The sequence below is a fragment of the Bradyrhizobium sp. CB82 genome (assembly GCF_029714405.1).
Lineage (GTDB): Bacteria > Pseudomonadota > Alphaproteobacteria > Rhizobiales > Xanthobacteraceae > Bradyrhizobium.
Genome location: NZ_CP121650.1, coordinates 1,701,644 through 1,722,468, shown reverse-complemented (window position 1 = coordinate 1,722,468; position 20,825 = coordinate 1,701,644). Strand labels below are relative to the sequence as shown.

Sequence of the window (20,825 nt, the reverse complement as noted above, 5' to 3'; positions counted from 1 at the left end):
GGCATCCGTAGACCCGTGGCTTGCCGGCGCTAGCCTTGGCGGCTAGAACACGCCAACGCGGTCGGCGCCGGCAAAAGCCCAGTCGCCCGTTACCCGCGTGGCTGACGATGAGGTCGGCCTGAATGGCTCGCCAGGATTTGCGCGAGCGAATTTCTCACCGCGGGCCGTCATGGAGTCTGTGCGTCGTCGGCCTGTTTCCGGCGCTGGACGGGGAGCACCGAAGCAATGCATCAGGCTCAACGCCTGGAGTTCGAGCGCGTGATGGACGAGTTCGTCCGCTGGCGCGCCGTGCCGGAGGAGCAGCGCTCGCCGGCGCCGGCCTGGTGGTGGGGGCCCGCCATGGCGGTTTTCGACGACCATGAGCCGATGAGCGGCACGTGGTGTCGCGCGCTGGGCTTGACCGAAAGCGCCAGCTTCGCCGAAGGCGCGCACACGATCCTCGCACTGTTCGTCGAGCAGACGTCGCTGACGGGGGCCCAGGATTTTCCAAGCAGGTCCGAGGGTGACGATCACGCCATCCGCGAGTTGCACCCGTTGCCGTCAGACGACAGCGCGTTTCAGCCGTGAGGCGGCATCCGTTTCGTCGCCTGTGTCCTGCCCGGGCTGGAGCGGCGGCGCCTTGGGCCGCAGCAGCTCGGCCATCTGCCGCGCCGGCAGCGGCTTGGCGATCAGGTAGCCCTGCATTTCGTCGCAGCCATGGGTGCGCAGGAACGCCACCTGCTCGGCATTCTCGACGCCCTCGGCGACCACTGTCATGCCGAGGGTCTTGCCCATGCTGATGATCGCCTGCGCGATCGCCTGATCCTCGCTGTCATGCGGCAGGTCGCGCACGAACGAGCGGTCGATCTTGATGGTGTCGATCGGGAAATGCTTCATCAGCGACATCGACGAATAGCCGGTGCCGAAATCGTCGATGGCGAGGCGAATGCCACGGCTCTGAATGGCGTCGAGCACCTTCAACGCGCGACCGACGTTGCGCATCATCATGCTCTCGGTGACTTCGAGCTGGAGCAGCACGGGCGACATGCCGCTCGCCGCGAGCGCCTCGTCGACGTCCTGCAACAGGTGCTCGTCGGCGAACTGCCGCGGCGACAGGTTGACCGCCATCGACAGCGGCAAGAGGCCGCTGCGCTGCCAGGCCATGGCCTGCGCACAGGCCTCCTTCAGCACCCAGCGGCCGATCGGAACGATCAGGCCGGTCTCTTCGGCGAGCGGGATGAACTGCGCGGGCGATATGCTGCCGAGCTCGGGATGCGTCCAGCGCAGCAGCGCCTCGACGCCGGTGATCTGGCCGGTCCCCATGTCCACCTTGGGCTGGTAGTTCAGCGTGAACTGCTCGCGCTCCAGCGCCCTGCGGAGCGCGCTTTCCAGCGACAGCCGCTCGATCGACTGCGTCTTTACTTCGTTGGAGAAGAAGCGGTAGCCGTTCTTGCCGTCTTCCTTGGCGAGATACATCGCCATGTCGGCGTTCTTGGTCAGCGTCTGCGCGTCGGCGCCATTGGCCGGATACATCGCGATGCCGATCGAGGCCGTGGTGTGACACTCGTGACCGGCAAGCTCCATCGGCTGCGCGAGGGTCGTTAGAAGGCCAGTTGCGATGCGCTGGACGTCGTCGATCTTGCCGCACTGGTCGAGGATGACCACGAACTCGTCGCCGCCGAGCCGCGCTATCACGTCGCTCGTCCGCAGCGCGCTGCGCAGGCGACCGGCGACTTCGAACAGGAGCAGGTCGCCGGCCTCGTGGCCGAGCGAATCGTTGATGACCTTGAACCGGTCGAGGTCGATGAACAGCAGGGCGAACCGGTGCTCGTGGCGCTGCGCCGTATCGATTGCTGCGCGCAAGAGTCCGTTGAACGTCTCGCGGTTCGGCAGCTTGGTCAGGCTGTCATGGGACGCCAGATATTCGATGCGCTCGTCGGCCTTGTTCTTCTCGTCGGCGCGATCGAAATTCTCCATGGCAAAGGAGACGTTGTCGGCGAGGCGCTGGAGCAACTCGACGAACTCGCCGGTGAATGCCGCGTGCTCGGTCGACATGTAGATCATGACGCCGACGGCCTGATCGTGCGCGATCAGCGGGAATGCGGCACCCGACCGTGCCCGGTGGTTGCGGATGATGGCATGGAACGCGGCGACCCGGTCGTCGTTCAGATAGTCGTTGCTGATGCAGGGTTTCCGGGTACGGAACGCCGTACCGCTCATGCCACGGCCTTCGGGGCGCGCGGCGTCGATGGACAGCCTGACGTTCCGCGTCGCCTCGGAGGATGGACCCGCAGTAGCGACAATCTCGAGGTGGTCGCTGTCGCTCCTGGCGAGCGCGATGGTGGTCGAGGTGAACTTGCCGCCGAGCACCGCCGCTTGGCAGACCAGCTCGTACAACTCGGCACGGGACTTCGCCCGCATGATCGCCTCGTTGGTCGCGCTCAGCGCCGCGAACATGAGCGTCAGGCGCTCCTTCTGCTCCTCGGTACGAGCCTTCTCTTCGGCGCGGTCGAAATTGTCGAGCGCGAAGGCAACGTTTTCGGCGAGGCGCGCCAGCAGCTCGACGAGGTCGGGCGTGAACGTGTTTTCCTCGGGGGCCAGGAACAGCAGGATGCCGATCGGCTCGCGACCGGCTTGCAGAAGCGGGAAGCTGGCAGCCGCACGAGTGCCGTCGTCGATCGCCTTGCTGCGCCAATGTTCGGAACGCGGATCGTTCAGATAGTCGTTCATCACGCAGGGCTTGCGAGCCCGCACGGACGCCCCGATCAGGCCGCGGCCCTCGGGGTGATCGGCGGAGATGACGCAGATCCGGCCTATCGTCGCGTCGTGCTTGGGTCCCTTGGCCGCGACGACGCGGACGAATTCGCGCTTCGGATCCATGATCGCGATGGTGGCCGAGGCGAACATGCCGCCGAGGACGGCGGCCTGGCAGGCCACCTCGAACAGCTCCTCGCGCGTCTTGGCGCGCATGATGGCTTCGTTGGTCGCGCACAGCGCCTCGAACATGCCGCTCAGCCTGTCGCGCTGCCTGTCGGCCCGCGCCTTCTCCTCCGTGCGGTCGAGATTTTCCAGCGCAAAGGCCACGTTCGCCTGCAGCCGCTGGAGCAGCTCGACGAACTCGGGAGTGAATGTGTCGCGCTCCACGGCATTGAAGAGGAAGGCACCTTCAACCCTGTTGCCGTTGAACAGCGGCAAGGCGGCTGAAGAATGTATGCCGGCGCGACGCGCGCTCTCGTGCCATGGCTTGATGCGCTCGTCCGCCAGGACGTCGTTGCTGACACAGGTCTGGCAGGTCCGGAAGGCCGTTCCGGTCAGCCCTCGCCCCTCCGGCACCTTGTCGGACGTGGCGAAGGTATAGCGGCGCAAGTCATCCGCATGCGGCCCACAACTTGACGCGACACGGAGCAGTTCGGCCTCATGATCGGCCACGAAGATCGTGGTCGAGGCGAACTTGGCGCCATGCACGGTCGCCTCGCAGACCAGATCGAACAGCTCGGCACGCGATCGCGCGCGCAGGATCGCCTCGTTGGTGGCGCTGAGCGCGGCATACATCCGCGCCAGCCGTTCCTCCTCGGCGGCGATCCGTGCCCTCTCCTCGTCGCGCGCAAAATTCTCGAGCGCGAAGCCGACGTTCTCCGACATGCGCGTGAACAGCGAGACCATCTGCTCGTCGAGCGATCCGGGCTCGGTGCGCGAGGCGAACAGCACGCCTACGCTCTTCCCGTTGCAGATCAGCGGCAGCGCCGCGGCCGCACCGACGCCGGCCTTGATGGCGCCTTCGCGCCAGGCCAGCGAACGCGGATCGTTCAGGAAGTCGTTGCTGATGCAGAGCTGCTGCGTGCGGAACGCCTCAGCGCCGACGCCTGATCCTTCCGGCGTGCCTTCCTCGGTCGTGATGTCGATAGACCGCAGCCGGGCGACGTCCTCGCCGCGGCCGGCCGCAAAGCGCAGCCGCCGTCCATCCGGCTCGACCAGGAACACCGAGACCGCCAAAAAGTCCCCGCTCGAAAACCCGGCGTCGCAGACCTTCTGGTACAGCTCGTCCGGCGATCTCGCATACAGGATCGCTTCGTTGATGGCGCTCAACGCTGCAAATGTGCGCGCGAGGGTCGTCTGCAAGGTCTCATCTCCTGGGCATTCCTGCCGTTTTTCCGGGAACTTTATCGGAGACTATCGCCTAAGTGGTCGTTATTGCGGCCTGCAAACCCGCAATCAAAGTGAACGAGCAGCGAACGAACGATGCAAAACCCCTCGCAAAACTACGGTGGAAGCGGACTCTCACGCCGGTGGGCGGCTTGCTCGCACGGCTCCTTTACGAATTTGCAGCCCTGATTTGGTTTACGGGAGATTGATATCGCGCCTGCGTTTTGAGACGATGACGCTCAACAACCAACGCCCGCCAATGGCGGGCATCGAAGGAACGCTATGCCGATCGTCTCGGCCGGTCACCTCACGCGCGTCAGCGCCGCCCTGGCGCGTCGCCCGACATCAGGCATGGCGACGTCGTGGAGATCGCGATCACCGGCATCGGCACCCTGCGCAACCGGTTTGTGCGGGACGGGCAGTAAAGCTCGCCCGATACCGCAGTGCTGTGAGCGCCCTCTCAAAACGGCAGCGCCACGCCGGTCTTGATCTCCTTGAGGATCACGTTGCTCCGGACGTAGCGGATGCCGGGAATCCGGAACATGAACTCGTCGAGGAATTTGTTGTAGGCTGCCATGTCCTGCACCACGACGCGCAGGTGATAGTCGGCATCGCCTGTCGTCGCAAAGCACTCCAGCACCTCGCGGCGCTTCGTCACCCGCGAGACGAACTCGTCGACGAATTTTGCATCGTGCCGCTCCAGCGAGACATGCAGGACCGCTGACATTGCAAACCCCGCCCGCTCGCGCGCGACCAGCGCCGCATAGCCCTGGATGATTCCGGCCTCCTCCAGCGCGCGCACCCGGCGCCAGCATGCCGAGGTCGACATGCCAATCTCATCGGCAAGCTGCTGGTTGGTGGCGCGGCCATCCTTCTGAAGATGGGCGAGAATCCGCGAGTCCTGCTCTTCGATCATGGAGGCACTCCAATTCGGATGAATTTACCACAGAAGCTATATTTATGCAAAAATCTACCGAAATCGGCATCTAAACGGGATGAATAGGTAAGACCTACCAGCCATCAGGGACTAACCTTCCCTATCCGGCAGGGACGGCACGCGAGGTCCGCCATGGACGCCATTTCATCACTCGACGTTTACGAGCTCTCCGACCGCTACGACCGCGAGGACGGCCGCATCTTTCTCACGGGCACGCAGGCGATCGTCCGCATCGCACTCGAGCAGGCACGGCGCGATCGCGCCGCGGGGCTGAACACCGCGGGCTTCATCTCCGGCTATCGCGGCTCGCCACTCGGCGGCGTCGACCTCGAACTGTGGCGGATCAAGGAGCGCCTGAACAGAGATCGCATCGAGTTTCTGCCCGCGGTGAACGAAGATCTCGCCGCGACCGCCGTGCTCGGCTCGCAGCAGGTCGAGACTCAAGCCGAGCGCGAGGTGCAGGGCGTGTTCGGGCTCTGGTACGGCAAGGGCCCCGGCGTCGACCGCTCCGGGGACGCGCTGAAGCACGGTAACGCCTACGGCTCCTCGCCGCATGGCGGCGTGCTGGTGATCGCCGGCGACGACCATGGCTGCGTCTCCTCCTCGATGCCGCACCAGTCCGACGTCGCCTTCATGAGCTGGTTCATGCCGACACTGCATCCGGCCAGCGTCAGCGAATATCTGGAGTTCGGCGAATATGGCTACGCGCTGAGCCGCTTCTCCGGCATGTGGGTCGGCTTCAAGGCGATCTCGGAGATCGTGGAATCCGGCGCCTCCGTCACGCTGCGTCCGCCGCGCAACTTCCGCGCGCCCGACTTCACGCCGCCGCCGGGCGGCCTGCACTATCGCTGGCCGGATCTGCCGGGACCGCAGATCGAGGAGCGGCTGGAGGCGAAGAAGCACGCGGTCTACGCCTTCGCAAAGGCCAATCCGATCGACCGGCACATCTACGACATTCCGCACGCGACCTACGGCATCGTCACGACAGGCAAGGCGCATCTCGATTTGATGGAGGCGCTGCGGCTGATGGGGCTCGATGAAGCCGCCTGCCGCAACATCGGCATCGACATCTACAAGGTCGGCATGGTCTGGCCGCTGGCGCTGCACGATGCCATGGAGTTCGTGACGGGCAAGCGCGAGATCCTGGTCGTCGAGGAAAAGCGCGGCATCATCGAGAGCCAGTTCAAGGAATATTTCTACGACTATCCCGGCGCAAAGCCGGAGCGCATGGTCGGCAAGCACGACGAGCGAGGGGCGCGGCTGATCTCCTGGACCGGTGAACTGTCGCCACGCGCACTCGCCGGCGTTTTGGCGCGGCGGCTCGACCCGATGTTTCCTGGACTGAACCTCGCCGCGCGTGCGGCCGCGCTGTCGCCGGAGGCACAGCGCGTGATCACCGTGAGCGGCGCGACGCGTACGCCCTATTTCTGCTCGGGCTGCCCGCACAACACGTCCACGAAAGTCCCCGAAGGCTCCAAGGCGCTGGCCGGAATCGGCTGCCATTTCATGGCGAGCTGGATGGACCGCGAGACCTCGTCGCTGATCCAGATGGGCGGCGAAGGCGTGAACTGGGCGGCGTCGTCAAGGTTCACCGGCCACAGACACGTGTTCCAGAATCTCGGCGAAGGCACCTACTATCACTCCGGCTCGATGGCGATCCGGCAGGCGATCGCCGCGAAAGCCAACATCACCTACAAGATCCTGTTCAACGACGCGGTGGCGATGACCGGCGGCCAGCCGGTCGACGGCCCCGTCAGCGTGCTCGCGATCGCGCACAGCCTTCGCGCCGAAGGCGTCTTTCGCATCGCGCTGGTGTCGGACGATCCCGCGCAGTTTTCCCCGGCCGATTTGCCCAGCGGCGTGACCATCCATCCGCGCGAGGAGATGGACGCGGTGCAGCGCGAGCTGCGCGAGATCCCCGGAGTCTCGGTGCTGATCTATCAGCAGACCTGCGCCACCGAGAAGCGCCGCCGGCGCAAGCGCGGCCAGATGACCGATCCGAAGCGCTTTGCCTACATCAACGACCTCGTCTGCGAGGGCTGTGGCGATTGCTCGGTCGAGTCCAACTGCCTGAGCGTCGAGCCGAAGGACACGCCGTTCGGCCGAAAGCGCCAGATCAACCTGTCGGCCTGCAACAAGGATTTTTCCTGCCTCAACGGCTTTTGTCCGAGTTTTGTGACCGTCGAGGGTGCCACGCGCCGGGCGAAGACCGCAAGCAGCATTGACGCGACAGGCCGTGCGGCCACCCTTCCCCTGCCCGCACCTGCAACACTCGACCGCCCCTACGACCTGCTCGTCACCGGCGTCGGCGGCACCGGCGTGATTACGGTCGGCGCGCTGATCGGCATGGCCGCGCATCTCGAACGCCGCAGCGTCTCGGTTCTCGATTTCACCGGCTTTGCGCAGAAATTTGGCCCCGTGCTGAGCTACATCCGTCTCGCCGCGAGCCCGGAGGCCTTGCATCAGGTGCGCATCGATCAGGGCGCCGCCGATGCGCTGATCGGCTGCGACCTCGTCGTCAGCTCCTCGCCAAAGGCCTCCGGCACCTATCGCCGCGGCACGCGCGCCGCGATCAACACGGCGGAGATGCCGACCGGCGACGTCGTCCGCTTCCGCGACGCCGATCTCGCCTCGCCCGCCCGCCTGCGCGCGATCCGCCAGGTCATCGGCGAGACCAACCTCGACACCATCAACGCGAACGCTCTGGCCGAACGCCTGCTCGGCGATGCCGTCTATGCCAACATCATCATGCTCGGCTTTGGCTGGCAGCAGGGACTGGTGCCGGTCTCGCTGCAAGCGCTGCTCCGCGCGATCGAGCTCAACGGCGTCTCGGTCGAGCGCAACAAGCAGGCTTTTGCCTGGGGCCGGATCGCCGCGGCCGATCCGGATTCTCTTCCCAAGCCAGAAGGCTCTCCTGCCGCCGAGACGCTCGATCAGATGATTGACCGTCGTGCCGAATTCCTGACTGCGTATCAGGACGCGGCGTATGCGGCGCGCTATCGGGCGATGATCGCGAAGGTTCGCCGCGCCGAATCCAGGTTTGGCAACGCTGCGCTAACCGACGCGGTCGTGCGCTCCCTGTTCAAGCTGATGGCCTACAAGGACGAATACGAGGTGGCTCGCCTGCATATGCAGACCGGCTTCCTCGACACTCTGAAGCGCGAATTCGACGGCGATTTCAGGGTCAACTATCATCTGGCGCCGCCCTTCCTCCCCGCAAAGCGGGACGCACGCGGCCGTCCGCGCAAGCGCGCCTTCGGGCAATGGATCCAGATGCCGCTCTCCGTGCTCGCCCGGCTAAAGAGGCTGCGCGGCACGCCGTTCGATCCGTTCGGCTACACGGCCGAACGGCGCGCGGAACGCGAGCTGATCGCCTGGTACGAGGGACTGATCGACGTGATGCTCGGTCGGCTCGACACCGCGCATCTGCCTGATCTCGTGGCCATCGCCAAGGCGCCGATGGACATTCGTGGCTACGGGCCGGTGAAGGACGCCGCGATCGCGAAGGTCAAGGCCGAGGTCGCATCCTTGCTGGCGCAGCCAGCAACTGCCCGGGCTGCCTGAGGAGGCTCTGCGTCCACGAAAATGAGGACAGGCACCGCCGCCGAAGGCTTCTGATGCGTGGCGCAGGAAGCGCCCATGCAGGGGAACCGGCGTCACGTCTCCCACCGCTTTAGGAGTAGGGGTTGATCAGCTTTTGCTGCTCTGCACTGTGATGCACCAGCATGTCGAGGAAGGTTCTGACCTTCGCCGACAAATGGTGCCGATGCGGATAGACCGCATTCATCGAGAGTTCGACCGTTCGGTATTCAGGCAGCAGCCGTACCAGACGGCCGGCTTCGAGGTCGTCACTGATCAGAAATCCGGCCATCAGGCAGACCGCAGCGCCCGCCAGCGCCACTTCGCGCAACGCCTCCCCGCTGTTGGTGATGAGGCTGCCTGAGATGCGCACCGATGCCGGCGTTCCCTTCCGATCGAGGAAGCGCCATTCGTCGCCGAACGGATAGTTCAGATGACGACCGCAATTGTGCCCGGCGAGTTCATCGAGCTGCTGCACGCGTCCATGCTTGTCGAGATAGTCGTGCGAACAGCACAGCACGTGCCGCCAGGTCGCGAGGCTTCGCACGATCAGGCTTGAATCCGGTGGCGAGGTCATGCGCAAGGCGATGTCATAGCCCTCCTCGATCAGGTCGACATTGGCCTCGCCCATGCGCAGGTCGACCTTCACCTCCGAATAAGCCGACAGGAATTCGGCCACCACCGGCGCGACGAACGGCACCATGTGGGTGGCGGTGTGGACGCGGAGCGTGCCGCGCGGCGTCGATTGCAGCGCGCCGGCGATGTCGTCGGCCTGTTCGAGGTCGGCGAGGATCTGGGTCGAGCGGTCGTAATAGGCCTGGCCGATTTCGGTGAGGCTCACTTTCCGCGTCGTGCGGTTGAGGAGACGCACGCCGAGCCGGTCCTCCAGCGCCTGGACGTGGTTGCTCACCATGGTCGTCGACATGTTGAGGCGGCGGGCGGCGGCGGAGAATCCGCCGTTTTCGACCACCCGGACGAAGGCCGTGAGGCTGGTGAAGCGGTCCATGATCGAGGCCTCCGATTATCCGCTGTGGCTGGATAATGCTTCCAGTTCTTTGGGGATTATCACAATGGACGGGACAGCGCATCTTACCGTCACAAGACGCCTCCTTTCGCAAAGGGGCGCCCGGAAATGTCGTGAGGATGCCATGTCGAACGTCGCTTATGTCACTGAACCCACTGCCAAAATCGGCCTTCGCCCGTCGCGCCAGGCAATCAAGCGGGCAGCCATCGCGCTCGCCCTGATGCTCGGCGTCGCGGCAGCGGGCGATTTTGGCTACGACTACCTGACCACCGGGCGCTATCTCGAATCCACTGATGACGCCTATGTGAAGGCGGACTCCACGATCATCGCGCCAAAGGTCTCCGGCTACATCGCCCAGGTGCTGGTCGGCGACAATGAGAAGGTTCGGGCGGGCCAGGTGCTGGCGCGAATCGACGAGCGCGACTTCAAGGCTGCGCTCGACCAGGCCCGCGCCGACGTTGCCGCCGGCGAGGCCTCGGTGCGAAATCTCGATGCACAGATCGAGCTGCAACAGCCAATCATCGAACAGAGCATGGCGGATGTCGCTGCGGCAGAGGCCAATCTGAAATTCGCGCAGGAGGAGCGCGCGCGTTACGCCGAGCTGATGAAGTCGGGTTCCGGTACGATCCAGCGCGCACAGCAGACCGACGCCGCGCTCCGCGCCAGCGACGCGCAATTGCAGCACGCGAAATCAGGCCTCTCAGCCGCGCAGCGCAAGGTCGACGTGCTCACCACCGAGCGCGCCAAGGCCGTGGCACAGCTCGAACGCGCCCGTGCCGTCGCGGAGCAGGCCTCGCTCAATCTCTCCTACACCCAAATCACCGCACCGGTGGACGGCACGGTCGGCGCCCGTTCGCTACGGGTTGGCCAGCTCGTGCAAGCCGGCACGCAGTTGATGGCGGTCGTGCCGCTGGACGCGGTCTATGTCGTCGCTAACTTCAAGGAGACGCAGCTCACCCATGTGCGCGCCGGTCAGCCGGTGCAACTGCACGTCGATAGTTTTCGCAATCAGACGCTGCACGGCCGTGTCGACAGCCTGTCGCCGGCGAGCGGTCTGGAATTCGCGCTGCTGCCGCCTGACAACGCCACCGGCAATTTCACCAAGATCGTGCAGCGCGTGCCGGTGAAGATCGTGCTCGACGATCACAGTTTGAGCGGCCTGCTACGCCCCGGCATGTCGGCGGTGCCGACCGTCAACACCAAGCAGGCCGTGCTGGCTGGGCAAGAAACGGGCACGCGCGTCATCGGCCACGTGGCAGGCGGCGGCTAAGGCCGCCGCTGTCACCCGATTATCAAGCTTTGCCGGACGATCCTTCCAGAACTCGCGCAATTATCAAAACTATCCGCCTAATGCATCCTGTCTCCGCAAACGAGACGAGGCTTCCATGAGCACGCTCCAACCCGCCCTGAACACCGCTTCCGCCGCATCCATTCCGGCTCCGGCTGCGCCCGCCACGTCCGCGGCTTCCGCAAGAACCTGGATCGCTGTGATTGGCGCAACCCTCGGCGCCTTCATGGCAGTGCTGAACATCCAGATCGTCAACGCTTCGCTTGCCGACATCCAGGGCGCGATCGGCGCCGGCATCGACGACGGCGGCTGGATCTCGACCTCCTATCTGATCGCGGAGATCGTCGTGATCCCACTCTCCGGCTGGCTCGCGCAGGTGTTCTCAATCCGCGTCTATCTGCTGACCAACGCGATCCTGTTCCTGGTTCTCTCGGCGGCCTGCGCTCTAGCACAGGACCTGCCGCAGATGATCGTGCTGCGCGCAGTGCAAGGCTTTACCGGCGGCGTTCTGATCCCAATGGCCTTCACGCTCATCATCACGCTGCTGCCGCGCGCCAAGCAGGCGGTGGGCCTTGCGCTGTTCGCGCTGTCGGCGACGTTTGCCCCTGCGATCGGCCCGACCATCGGCGGCTATCTCACCGAGAACCTTGGCTGGCAGTACATCTTCTACGTCAACCTGGTGCCGGGCGCGGTCATGGTCGGCATGCTCTGGTACGCGCTGGAACCGAAGCCCATGAAGCTCGCGCTGCTGCGCGACGGCGACTGGGCCGGCATCATCACCATGGCGATCGGCCTGTCCGCGCTTCAGACCGTGCTGGAGGAAGGCAACAAGGACGACTGGTTCGGCTCGCCCTTCATCGTCAAGCTGTCCGTCATCGCCACCGTCGCGCTGACCGCGTTCCTCATCATCGAGTTGACCGTCGAGAAGCCGCTGCTCAATCTGCGCCTCCTGGTCCGCCGCAATTTCGGCTTCGGCATGCTCGCGAATTTCCTGCTCGGCGTCGCGCTCTACGGTTCCGTGTTCATCCTGCCGCAATATTTGGCACGCATTCAGGGCTATAATGCCGAGCAGATCGGCATGGTGCTGGCCTGGACCGGGCTGCCGCAGCTCGTGCTGATTCCGCTGGTGCCGCGCCTGATGCAGCGTTTCGATGCGCGGATCATCATCGGCATCGGCTTCGTGCTGTTTGCAGGCTCGAACTTCATGAACGTCTATATGACCAGCGACTATGCCGCCGATCAGCTGATGTGGCCCAACATCGTCCGCGCGATCGGCCAGGCGCTGGTGATGGCGCCGCTGTCGGCCGTCGCCACCGCCGGCATCGAGCCGGAGAATGCGGGCTCGGCCTCGGGCCTGTTCAACATGATGCGCAATCTCGGCGGCGCCGTCGGCATCGCGCTGTTGCAGACCGTGTTGACCAAGCGCGAGCAATATCACTCCAATGTGCTGACGCAGTCGGTGTCGGTGTTCGAGCAGGCGACCCGCACGCGGCTGGAGCAGCTAACCCAGTATTTCGTCAATCACGGCGTCGTCGACCGCGCCGACGCGGCGCATCGCGCCTACGTTGCGATCGGCCATGTCGTGCAGAAGCAGGCCTTCATCCTCGCCTTCAGCGACACCTTCTATTTGCTCGGCGCGGCCCTGATCGTCGCCTTGATCGCGTCCCTCTTCCTGAAGCAGCCCGGCCATGTTTCGGCGGGCGGAGCCCACTGACCAACCCAAGGAGAACCACCATGAAGCCGCGCATGAATTTCTACCAGGCCGCCCCCGAGACCATCAAGGCGTTGACCGCGCTGGAAACTCACATCCAGTCAACGGGCCTGGAAAAATCGCTGATCGAGCTCGTCAAGATCCGCGCATCGCAAATCAACGGCTGCGCCTTTTGCATCAACATGCACACCGAGGACGCGCGCAAGCGCGGCGAGACTGAGCAGCGCATCTACCTGCTCAACGCCTGGCGCGAATCCCCGCTCTATACCGACCGCGAACGCGCGGCATTGGCCTGGACCGAGTCGGTGACGCTGATCTCGCAAACGCATGCGCCCGACTTCGTCTACGAGCAGGTGCGCGGGCAATTCTCCGAGGAGGAGACGGTCAACCTGACGATGCTGATCGGGGCCATCAATGCGTGGAACAGGATCGCGATCGCGTTCCGGGCAGTTCATCCTGTGAAGGTGAAAACGTCGGTGGCGTGAGGGATGCCGTCGATGATGTGATGAGCGCGACGCTGCTTCCACACTCTCAACTGTCATGCCCCGCGCAGGCGGGGCATCCAGTATTCCAGAGACAGCGAGATTCACGATAGACGCCGCGGCGTACTGGATCGCCCGGTCAAGCCGGTGCGATGACGGCGGAGTGTGTGGCGACCGTGTCGCGCCCCTCGTTCGTTTGCGAGCGAAGTTCGCTACACCCCCGTCGCCTTCGCGAACTCCACGTAGATCTCGCGCAGGCGCGCCGCCATCGGGCCGGGCTTGCCGCCGCCGACCTGCTTGCCGTCGATCGCCACCACCGGCTGCACGAACAGCGAGGCGGAGGTGATGAAAGCTTCCTTGGCGGCGAGCGCCTCAGTGACCGTGAAGGCGCGCTCCTCGACCCGGAGCTGGCGTTCTTCGGCAAGCGCCACCACGGCCTTGCGGGTGCAACCCGGCAAAATGGAATTCGAATTCTGCCGGGTCACGATGACGTCGTCCTGCGTCAGGATGAATGCCGACGACGAGCCGCCTTCAGTGACAAAACCGTCCTCGAGCATCCACGCTTCGCCCGCGCCGGCTTCGGCCGCGGCCTGCTTGGCCAAGACCTGCGCAAGCAGCGCCACGCTCTTGATGTCGCGCCGTTCCCAGCGGATGTCGGGCACCGTGATGACGTTGATGCCGGTCTTGGCCGAGGCCGCGTTGATGATGTCCTTCTCGGACGTAAACATGACCAGCGTCGGCTTGACGTCGCCCTTGGGGAAAGCGAAGTCGCGCCCCGTGTCGGCGCCGCGCGTCACTTCGAGATAGACCAGACCATTGGCGAGCTTGTTGCGCGCGACGAGCTCCTTCTGGATCTCGGTGATGCGCTCGACCGTCTCCGGCAGCTTCAGCTTGATCTCGCCGACCGAGCGTTCGAGCCGGGCAAGATGCGAAGCATTGTCGACCAGCTTCCCGTCAAGCACCGCCGCGACTTCGTAGATGCCGTCCGCGAACAGGAAGCCGCGATCGAGGACCGAGATTTTGGCGTCCGAGAGCGGGACGAATGAGCCGTTGACATAGGCGATCGAGTCCACGAGAGGTCTCCTGGTGGGAATGGGGGATTACCCGTCCGTATACGGGATTTGCCGATGTCGCGAAACCCTCAACCCGTCATTCCGGGGCGGCGCGAAGCGAGCCCGGAAACCATTTCACCGCGAGTACTGCCGCCCGATGGATTCCGGGCCTGCGCCTTCGGCGCATCCCGGAATGACGACGGAGTTAGTGCGACAGAATCTTCGACAAGAACTTCTGCGCGCGGTCGCTTCTGGGCTTGCCGAAGAAGTCGTCCTTCGGGGCATCCTCGACGATCTCGCCGCGGTCCATGAAGATCACGCGGTTGGCGACCTTGCGGGCAAAGCCCATTTCGTGGGTCACGACCATCATGGTCATGCCTTCGCGGGCGAGGTCGACCATGACGTCCAGCACCTCGCTGATCATCTCGGGATCGAGCGCGGAGGTCGGCTCGTCGAACAGCATGGCGATCGGGTCCATCGCGAGCGCGCGCGCAATCGCGACGCGCTGCTGCTGACCGCCGGAGAGCTGCGCCGGAAACTTATGCGCCTGCTCTTTCAACCCGACACGTTCCAGGAGCTGCATGCCCTTCGTCACCGCCTTGTCGTGCGCACGCCCGATCACCTTCTCCTGCGCGAGGCAGAGATTGTCGATGATCTTGAGATGCGGGAACAGCTCGAAATGCTGGAACACCATGCCGACCCGCGCGCGCAGCTTCGGCAGATCGGTCTTGGGATCGTTGACCTTGGTGCCGTCGACGACGATGTCGCCCTTCTGGAACGGCTCCAGCGCGTTGACGCATTTGATCAGCGTGGATTTGCCCGAGCCCGAGGGGCCGCATACCACTACCACCTCGCCCTTGGCGACACTGGTGGTGCAATCCTTCAGCACCTGAAACGAGGCGCTGTACCATTTGTCGACGTGACTGATCTCGATCATGACGGGGCTCTAGCGGATGATGGCGATGCGCGACTGGAGGCGGCGAACGCCGAAGGACGCGATGCAGGAAATGGTGAAGTAGACGACGGCCGCGAACAGGTACATCTCGACGAGACGCCCGTCGCGCTGCGCGACCTTGCTGGCGGCGCCCAGGAAATCCGTGATCGACAGCACGTAGACCAGCGAGGTGTCCTGGAACAGCACGATGGTTTGCGTGATCAGCACCGGCAGCATGTTGCGGAAGGCCTGCGGCAGCACGACATAGCGCATGGTCTGCCCGTAGGTCAGGCCGAGCGCGCTCGCCGCGGCCGGCTGCCCGCGCGAGATCGACTGGATGCCGGCGCGCATGATCTCGGAGAAATAGGCCGCCTCGAACATGATGAAGGTGATGAGCGAGGAAGCGAACGCGCCGACCTTGATCGGCCGCGGCGCGCCGGTCAGCCACTGCCCGATATAGGGCACCAGGAAGTAGAACCAGAAGATGACGAGCACCAGCGGCAGCGAGCGCATGAAGTCGACATAGAGCCCGGCGATGCGGCCGAGCAGCCTGTAGCCTGACAGCCGCATCAATGCGATCGCCGTGCCGAAGATCAGGCCCCCGAGCGCGGCGAGCCCCGTGAGCATCAGCGTGAACGTCATGCCCTCATAGAACAGGTATGGCAGCGCGCGGCGGATGACGTCGAAATCGAAACTGCCGAGCATCGCTATTTCCCCGTGATGTAGCCGGGGATCGCGACCCAGCGCTCGAGGAAGCGCATCGCGGTCACGACCACGGCGTTGACGAGGAGATAGAGGATGGTCGCGGCCGTGAAGGCCTCGAACACCTGGAACGAGAACTCCTGCATCGAGCGCGCCTGTCCGGTCAGTTCCAGCAGGCCGATGGTGATGGCGACCGCGGTGTTCTTGATGGTGTTCAGGAACTCCGAGGTCAGCGGCGGCAGGATGATGCGGAAAGCCATCGGCAGCAGCACGTAGCGATAGCCCTGCACGGTCGTCAGACCGAGCGCGGTCGCCGCCATCTTCTGCCCGCGCGGCAGCGAGCCGATACCCGCCTGCAACTGCACAGCGACGCGGGCCGACATGAACAGGCCGACGCCGATCGACGCCGTCCAGAACGGCGCGTTCGGCAGTTGCTTCAGCCACAGGCCGGCGGCCTTCGGCAGCATTTCCGGCAGCACGAAGTACCACAGGAAGAGCTGCACCAAGAGCGGCATGTTGCGGAAGAACTCGACCCAGCAGAAGCCGAACCAGTTGGCGGCCTTCGACGGCAGCGTGCGCATGACGCCGACGATCGAGCCGGTGATCAATGCGATGATCCAGGCCAGCACCGCGGTCTCGAGCGTCAGCACCAAACCCGACAACAGCATGTCGAGATAGGTACCGGTACCCATCGGGTTCGGCTGGAAGAAAATTCCCCAGTTCCAATTATAGTTCACGAGTCCCCCGCGCGAACAACCCAGCTCTTGCTGGATGAGATCAGTCTCGTTGCAGCGATCAGCTACCTAGCCCCCTTCCCCGCTTGCGGGGGAGAGGGTTGGGGTGAGGGGACTCTCCACGAGGGAGTTGCTAGCTGGACTCGCGGAGACTCCCCTCACCCGGATCGCATCTTGCGATGCGATCCGGCCTCTCCCCGTACGCGGGGAGAGGCGAAGAGTATTGCGCCGCTCATGCAATGTACGAGCCACTGCTTGGGCGGAAAGATCGAGCCTTACTTATAGTCGTCCGGGTTCGGCGAGTCCGTCGGCTTGGCGAACTCGTTCTTCAATTCGGCCGAGATCGGCGTGTTGAGGTTCAGGCCCTTCGGCGGGATCTTGTCCATGAACCACTTGTTGTAGATCTTCTCTCCCTCGCCGGAGGTATAGAGCGCGGCGGTCGCTGCATCGACCACCTTCTTGAAGGCGGCGTCGTCCTTCCGCAGCATGATGCCGTAGGGCTCGGGCTTGGAGAACGCATCCTTGGAGATCACGTAGTCGGACGGGCTCTTGGAGCCGGCAACGAGGCTGGCGAGCAGGATGTCGTCCATCACGAAGGCCACGGCGCGATCGGTCTCCACCATCAGGAAGGCTTCGGCGTGGTCCTTGGCCGGGATGATGTTGGCACCCAGGCTACGCGCGACATTGGCTTCGGTGAGCTGCTTGATGTTGGTGGTGCCGGCGGTCGAGACCACCGTCTTGCCCTTGAGATCATCGATCGATTTGAGGCCGCTCGACTTCTTGAACACGTAGCGACTCGCGGTCAGGAAGTGGGTATTGGTGAAGGCGACTTGCTTCTGCCGCTCGGCATTGTTGGTGGTCGAGCCGCATTCGAGGTCGATGGTACCATTGGCCATCAGCGGAATGCGCGTCGCCGAGGTCACCGGGTTGAGCTTGACCTCGAGCTTGTCGAGCTTGAGCTCCTTCTTCACGGCGTCGACGATCTTGTAGCAGATGTCCATCGCGAACCCGATGGGCTTCTGGTTGTCGTCGAGATAGGAGAACGGGATCGAGGAGTCGCGGAAGCCGAGCGTGATGGCGCCCGTGTCCTTGATGTTCTTGAGCGTCCCGGTCAGCTCCTCGGCACTGGCCTGGCTCGCGACGGCCAGACTGGCGGCGAGCACGAGGCCGAAGTTACGGAAATGTTTCACTTTTTTCTCCCCTTATGGAATGGCCGGCGGATGCAAGCACAAATCGGGCCGGAATAGAATGTGACTTTTGGCTGGATTGTGGGCTCAGGTTAACGGCTGGGGCAGCTCGCCCAGATCCCAGAATAGGCCAGCCATCACAGTCAAGGCCTCTTCGGTCAATGGCAGCAGGATGTGCTCATTGGGCGCATGCTGGGAGCAGCCGGGATAGGAATGCGGCACCCAGATCGTCGGCAAACCAAGAATCTCGGAGAACACGTCGTTCGGCAACGAGCCGCCGAAGTTCGGCAGGATCGCGGGCGCCTTGCCGGTGGTCGCTTGCACGGAGTCCGCGGCCCATTTGATCCAGGGGCTGTCGAAATCGGTCCGTGAGGCGGCAAAGCTCTGCGCTGCCCGCACCTCGACCATCGGAAATCCCTTTGCGACGAGATGCGCGCGGATCGCCTCGACGAGGCCGTCGATCCCTGTGCCGACCACGAAGCGCAACTGCAGCACCGCGTTGGCATGGCCGGGGATCGCGTTCGCGGGCTTCTCGATATTGCCCGACGACATCGCCAGCACCTCGAGCGTGTTCCAGGCGTAGAGGCGTTCGGCTGCCGACAATCCGTCCTCGCCCCAATTCTCGGCGAGCGATGGCTCGTCCTCGGTCGGCTCGACTTTGACATCGGCAAGGAAGCTGCGGATCTGGTTGGTGAGGCGCGGCGGCTTCAGCGCGTCGAGCTGCAGGCGGCCCTGACCGTCGACCAGCGTGGAAATCGCGTTCACCAAAATGGTCGCGGGGTTGGCGAGCACACCACCCCAATTGCCGGAGTGATGTCCGCCATCACGCAAGTTAACGTCGAGATGGATACGGATACCGCCGCGGCAGCCGAGGAATAGCGTCGGGCGATCGGCGGACAGGCGCGGGCCATCGGAGGCCATGAACAGATCGGCCCTCAGCGCCTCGCGATTGAGATCGCAGACCTTCGCCAGATCCGGCGAGCCGATCTCCTCGCCCATCTCGACGATGAATTTGGCATTGAAGCCGAGCCTGCCGCCGCGCGCCGCGCGCACGGCGCGGAGCGCGGCCATGTTAATGCTGTGCTGGCCCTTGTTGTCGGCGGTGCCGCGGCCGTAGACGCGATGGCCTGACGTCGTCGCGCGCCAGGGATCGCGATTGTCGCGCCACTCGCCTTCCATGCCGTCGACGACATCGCCATGGCCATAGACCAGCACGGTCGGCGCGGACGCACTCTCGATATGCTCGGCAATCAGGAATGGCGCCTTGCCGCTCGGCGACTCCACCAGCCGGCTCTCGAAATCGAGCGCGGTAAAGGCGGGGCGCATCTCCTGTTCCAGATAGGCACGCAGCTCGGCGCCGCGCGAGGCATTCTGGCTTTCGGTGCGATAGGCGACGCGGCGGTCGAGCTCTGCGAGGAACGTCCCGGATGAAAAATCCTCAACTGCGCGGGCGATGGCGTCGGCTCTGGTCATTTCGTTCTTCTTCAAGCCCGGATTTGGAACAAGCGTAGCGGGATACGCCGTCTTTCGGAAGTGGCGGGAGCTGGCGATTGACTCTGGCCAACGGCCGGCCGAAAGCAAGAACCTGGCCAGCTGCCGGGGACCGATAGCATCGAGATGAGCCCGGGGATAGTGGCGCCGAGGGACAAGCATGGCGAAAGAAATTCGGCTCAACGCATTTGCGATGAATTGCGTCGCGCATCAATCACCGGGCCTATGGACCCATCCGCGCGACCGCACCGCCGAATACAATCGCCTGCCCTACTGGATCGATCTGGCGAAGACGCTGGAGCGTGGCCGCTTCGACGGATTGTTCCTGGCCGATGTGCTGGGCGTCTATGACGTCTATGGCAATAGTCCCGATGCCGCATTGCGCAACGCCGCGCAGACGCCGTCGAACGAGCCGCTGCTGCTGCTCTCGGCGATGGCGGCGGTGACGCAGAATCTCGGCTTCGGCGTCACCTCCAACCTCTCCTTCGAGCCGCCCTATCCCTTCGCGCGACGAATGTCGACGCTCGATCATCTGACCGAAGGGCGGATCGGCTGGAACGTCGTCACCGGCTATCTCGACAGCGCCGCGCGCGGCGCCGGCAAGGACAAGCAGACCGCGCATGACGACCGCTACGACATTGCCGATGAATATATGGAGGTCGTCTACAAGCTCTGGGAAGGAAGCTGGGAGGATGACGCGGCACTGCGTGACCGCGCGCGGGGCATCTTCACCGATCCCGCGAAGGTCCATCGCGTCAAGCATCAGGGCCAGAATTTTCGGCTCAACAACACGATTCATCTGAGCGAACCCTCGCCGCAGCGCACGCCCGTGCTGTACCAGGCCGGCACCTCGCCGCGCGGACGACAGTTCGCGGCCCAGCATGCCGAATGCGTGTTCATGTCCGGACCGTCGGCGAAGGTGATCGCACCGCGCGTTGCGGCGATCCGCCAGACGGCGGCCGAGCTCGGGCGCAACCCGACCGAGATCCTGATGTTCTCGATGATGACCCTGATCCTCGGGAGGACCGAGGCGGAAGCCAAGGAGAAATACGCCGACTATCGCCGCCACATCAGCCCAGAAGGCGCACTCGCCCTGATGTCGGGATGGACCGGTGTCGATTTCTCCGGCTACGAACTCGATCAGCAGGTCCGTCACGTGCAGAACGATGCCGGCCGCAGCGCGATGGACAACGTCACCCGCGCCGATCCCGACCGCGTCTGGACCGTGCGCGACGTCATCGAGCATGTCGGCATCGGCGGTGCCGGGCCGGTCGTGGTGGGAACGCCGGAGACGGTGGCAGACAAGATCGAGGAGTGGTTCGAGGCAACCGACGTCGACGGCCTGAACGTGGCGTTTGCCATCTCGCCCGGCGATTTCGAGGATATCGCCGACATGCTGGTGCCGGAGCTGACCCGGCGCGGCCGCTACAAGGCGGACTATGCCAAGGGCACTCTGCGGGAAAAGCTGTTCGGCGCCGGCCGCGCCCGGCTCACCGCACCGCACCCCGCGGCGGGCTATCGGGTGGGGTGGAAGGGGTAACAGCTCGCCACATACGCTGTCATGCTCCCGCGAAGGCGAAGG

The 20,825-nt window shown here is 64.3% G+C and carries 15 protein-coding genes and 1 pseudogene; 7 read left to right on the top strand and 9 right to left on the bottom strand.

Going from position 1 to position 20,825, the window contains the following annotated elements; genetic code table 11:
* Positions 1-225 precede the first annotated feature (225 nt).
* Positions 226-567, top strand: coding sequence for a hypothetical protein (locus QA640_RS08225; protein ID WP_283040206.1), 342 nt, complete (start codon positions 226-228; stop codon positions 565-567).
* Here the strand turns inward: QA640_RS08225 and QA640_RS08220 are convergent.
* Positions 541-4,098 (bottom strand): EAL domain-containing protein, encoded by a 3,558-nt coding sequence (locus tag QA640_RS08220; protein WP_283040205.1) that lies wholly within the window; start codon positions 4,096-4,098, stop codon positions 541-543. The genes QA640_RS08225 and QA640_RS08220 overlap by 27 nt on opposite strands.
* A gap of 353 nt (positions 4,099-4,451) precedes the next feature.
* Between QA640_RS08220 and QA640_RS48265 the strand changes: the two are divergent.
* Positions 4,452-4,547: pseudogene (locus QA640_RS48265) on the top strand (2-keto-4-pentenoate hydratase); the annotation flags it as partial.
* Between the two features lie 35 nt (positions 4,548-4,582).
* Here QA640_RS48265 and QA640_RS08215 read toward each other — a convergent pair.
* Positions 4,583-5,038: an Lrp/AsnC family transcriptional regulator gene (locus QA640_RS08215; protein ID WP_283040204.1), complete on the bottom strand. Its 456-nt coding sequence runs from the start codon at positions 5,036-5,038 to the stop codon at positions 4,583-4,585.
* A 153-nt stretch (positions 5,039-5,191) separates the two neighbouring features.
* On the opposite strand from QA640_RS08215, the gene QA640_RS08210 reads away from it, so the two are divergent.
* Positions 5,192-8,623, top strand: coding sequence for an indolepyruvate ferredoxin oxidoreductase family protein (locus tag QA640_RS08210; RefSeq protein WP_283040203.1), 3,432 nt, complete (start codon positions 5,192-5,194; stop codon positions 8,621-8,623).
* A 109-nt stretch (positions 8,624-8,732) separates the two neighbouring features.
* On the opposite strand, the gene QA640_RS08205 is transcribed toward QA640_RS08210, so the two are convergent.
* Positions 8,733-9,644 carry a LysR family transcriptional regulator gene (locus tag QA640_RS08205; protein WP_283040202.1) on the bottom strand — a complete coding sequence of 304 codons (912 nt, stop codon included), beginning with the start codon at positions 9,642-9,644 and terminating at the stop codon, positions 8,733-8,735.
* A 142-nt stretch (positions 9,645-9,786) separates the two neighbouring features.
* Between QA640_RS08205 and QA640_RS08200 the strand changes: the two genes are divergently transcribed.
* The 3 genes from QA640_RS08200 to QA640_RS08190 all read left to right on the top strand — a co-directional run bounded on the left by QA640_RS08200 (position 9,787) and on the right by QA640_RS08190 (position 13,146).
* A complete protein-coding gene (locus QA640_RS08200; RefSeq protein ID WP_283040201.1) occupies positions 9,787-10,932 on the top strand; it encodes an HlyD family secretion protein in 1,146 nt (381 codons plus the stop codon).
* A 115-nt stretch (positions 10,933-11,047) separates the two neighbouring features.
* On the top strand, positions 11,048-12,664 hold the full coding sequence (locus QA640_RS08195) for an MDR family MFS transporter (protein ID WP_283040200.1): 1,617 nt from the start codon (positions 11,048-11,050) through the stop codon (positions 12,662-12,664).
* A gap of 20 nt (positions 12,665-12,684) precedes the next feature.
* The gene (locus QA640_RS08190; protein WP_283040199.1) at positions 12,685-13,146 is read left to right on the top strand and encodes a carboxymuconolactone decarboxylase family protein; all 462 of its coding nucleotides are present in this window, start codon (positions 12,685-12,687) and stop codon (positions 13,144-13,146) included.
* Positions 13,147-13,355: 209 nt separating this feature from the next.
* On the opposite strand, the gene QA640_RS08185 is transcribed toward QA640_RS08190, so the two are convergent.
* The 6 genes from QA640_RS08185 to QA640_RS08160 all read right to left on the bottom strand — a co-directional run bounded on the left by QA640_RS08185 (position 13,356) and on the right by QA640_RS08160 (position 19,225).
* Positions 13,356-14,216, bottom strand: a complete 861-nt coding sequence (locus QA640_RS08185; protein ID WP_283040198.1) for a D-amino-acid transaminase — start codon at positions 14,214-14,216, stop codon at positions 13,356-13,358.
* A 184-nt stretch (positions 14,217-14,400) separates the two neighbouring features.
* Positions 14,401-15,132 (bottom strand): amino acid ABC transporter ATP-binding protein, encoded by a 732-nt coding sequence (locus QA640_RS08180; RefSeq protein ID WP_283040197.1) that lies wholly within the window; start codon positions 15,130-15,132, stop codon positions 14,401-14,403.
* A gap of 9 nt (positions 15,133-15,141) precedes the next feature.
* The gene (locus tag QA640_RS08175; RefSeq protein ID WP_283040196.1) at positions 15,142-15,834 is read right to left on the bottom strand and encodes an ABC transporter permease subunit; all 693 of its coding nucleotides are present in this window, start codon (positions 15,832-15,834) and stop codon (positions 15,142-15,144) included.
* Between the two features lie 2 nt (positions 15,835-15,836).
* A complete protein-coding gene (locus QA640_RS08170; RefSeq protein WP_283040195.1) occupies positions 15,837-16,568 on the bottom strand; it encodes an amino acid ABC transporter permease in 732 nt (243 codons plus the stop codon).
* A 272-nt stretch (positions 16,569-16,840) separates the two neighbouring features.
* Positions 16,841-17,755 carry an amino acid ABC transporter substrate-binding protein gene (locus QA640_RS08165; protein WP_283040194.1) on the bottom strand — a complete coding sequence of 305 codons (915 nt, stop codon included), beginning with the start codon at positions 17,753-17,755 and terminating at the stop codon, positions 16,841-16,843.
* Between the two features lie 84 nt (positions 17,756-17,839).
* On the bottom strand, positions 17,840-19,225 hold the full coding sequence (locus QA640_RS08160) for a M20 family metallopeptidase (protein WP_283040193.1): 1,386 nt from the start codon (positions 19,223-19,225) through the stop codon (positions 17,840-17,842).
* Between the two features lie 178 nt (positions 19,226-19,403).
* Between QA640_RS08160 and QA640_RS08155 the strand changes: the two genes are divergently transcribed.
* Positions 19,404-20,783, top strand: a complete 1,380-nt coding sequence (locus QA640_RS08155) for an LLM class flavin-dependent oxidoreductase (RefSeq protein ID WP_283040191.1) — start codon at positions 19,404-19,406, stop codon at positions 20,781-20,783.
* Positions 20,784-20,825: the final 42 nt, after the last annotated feature.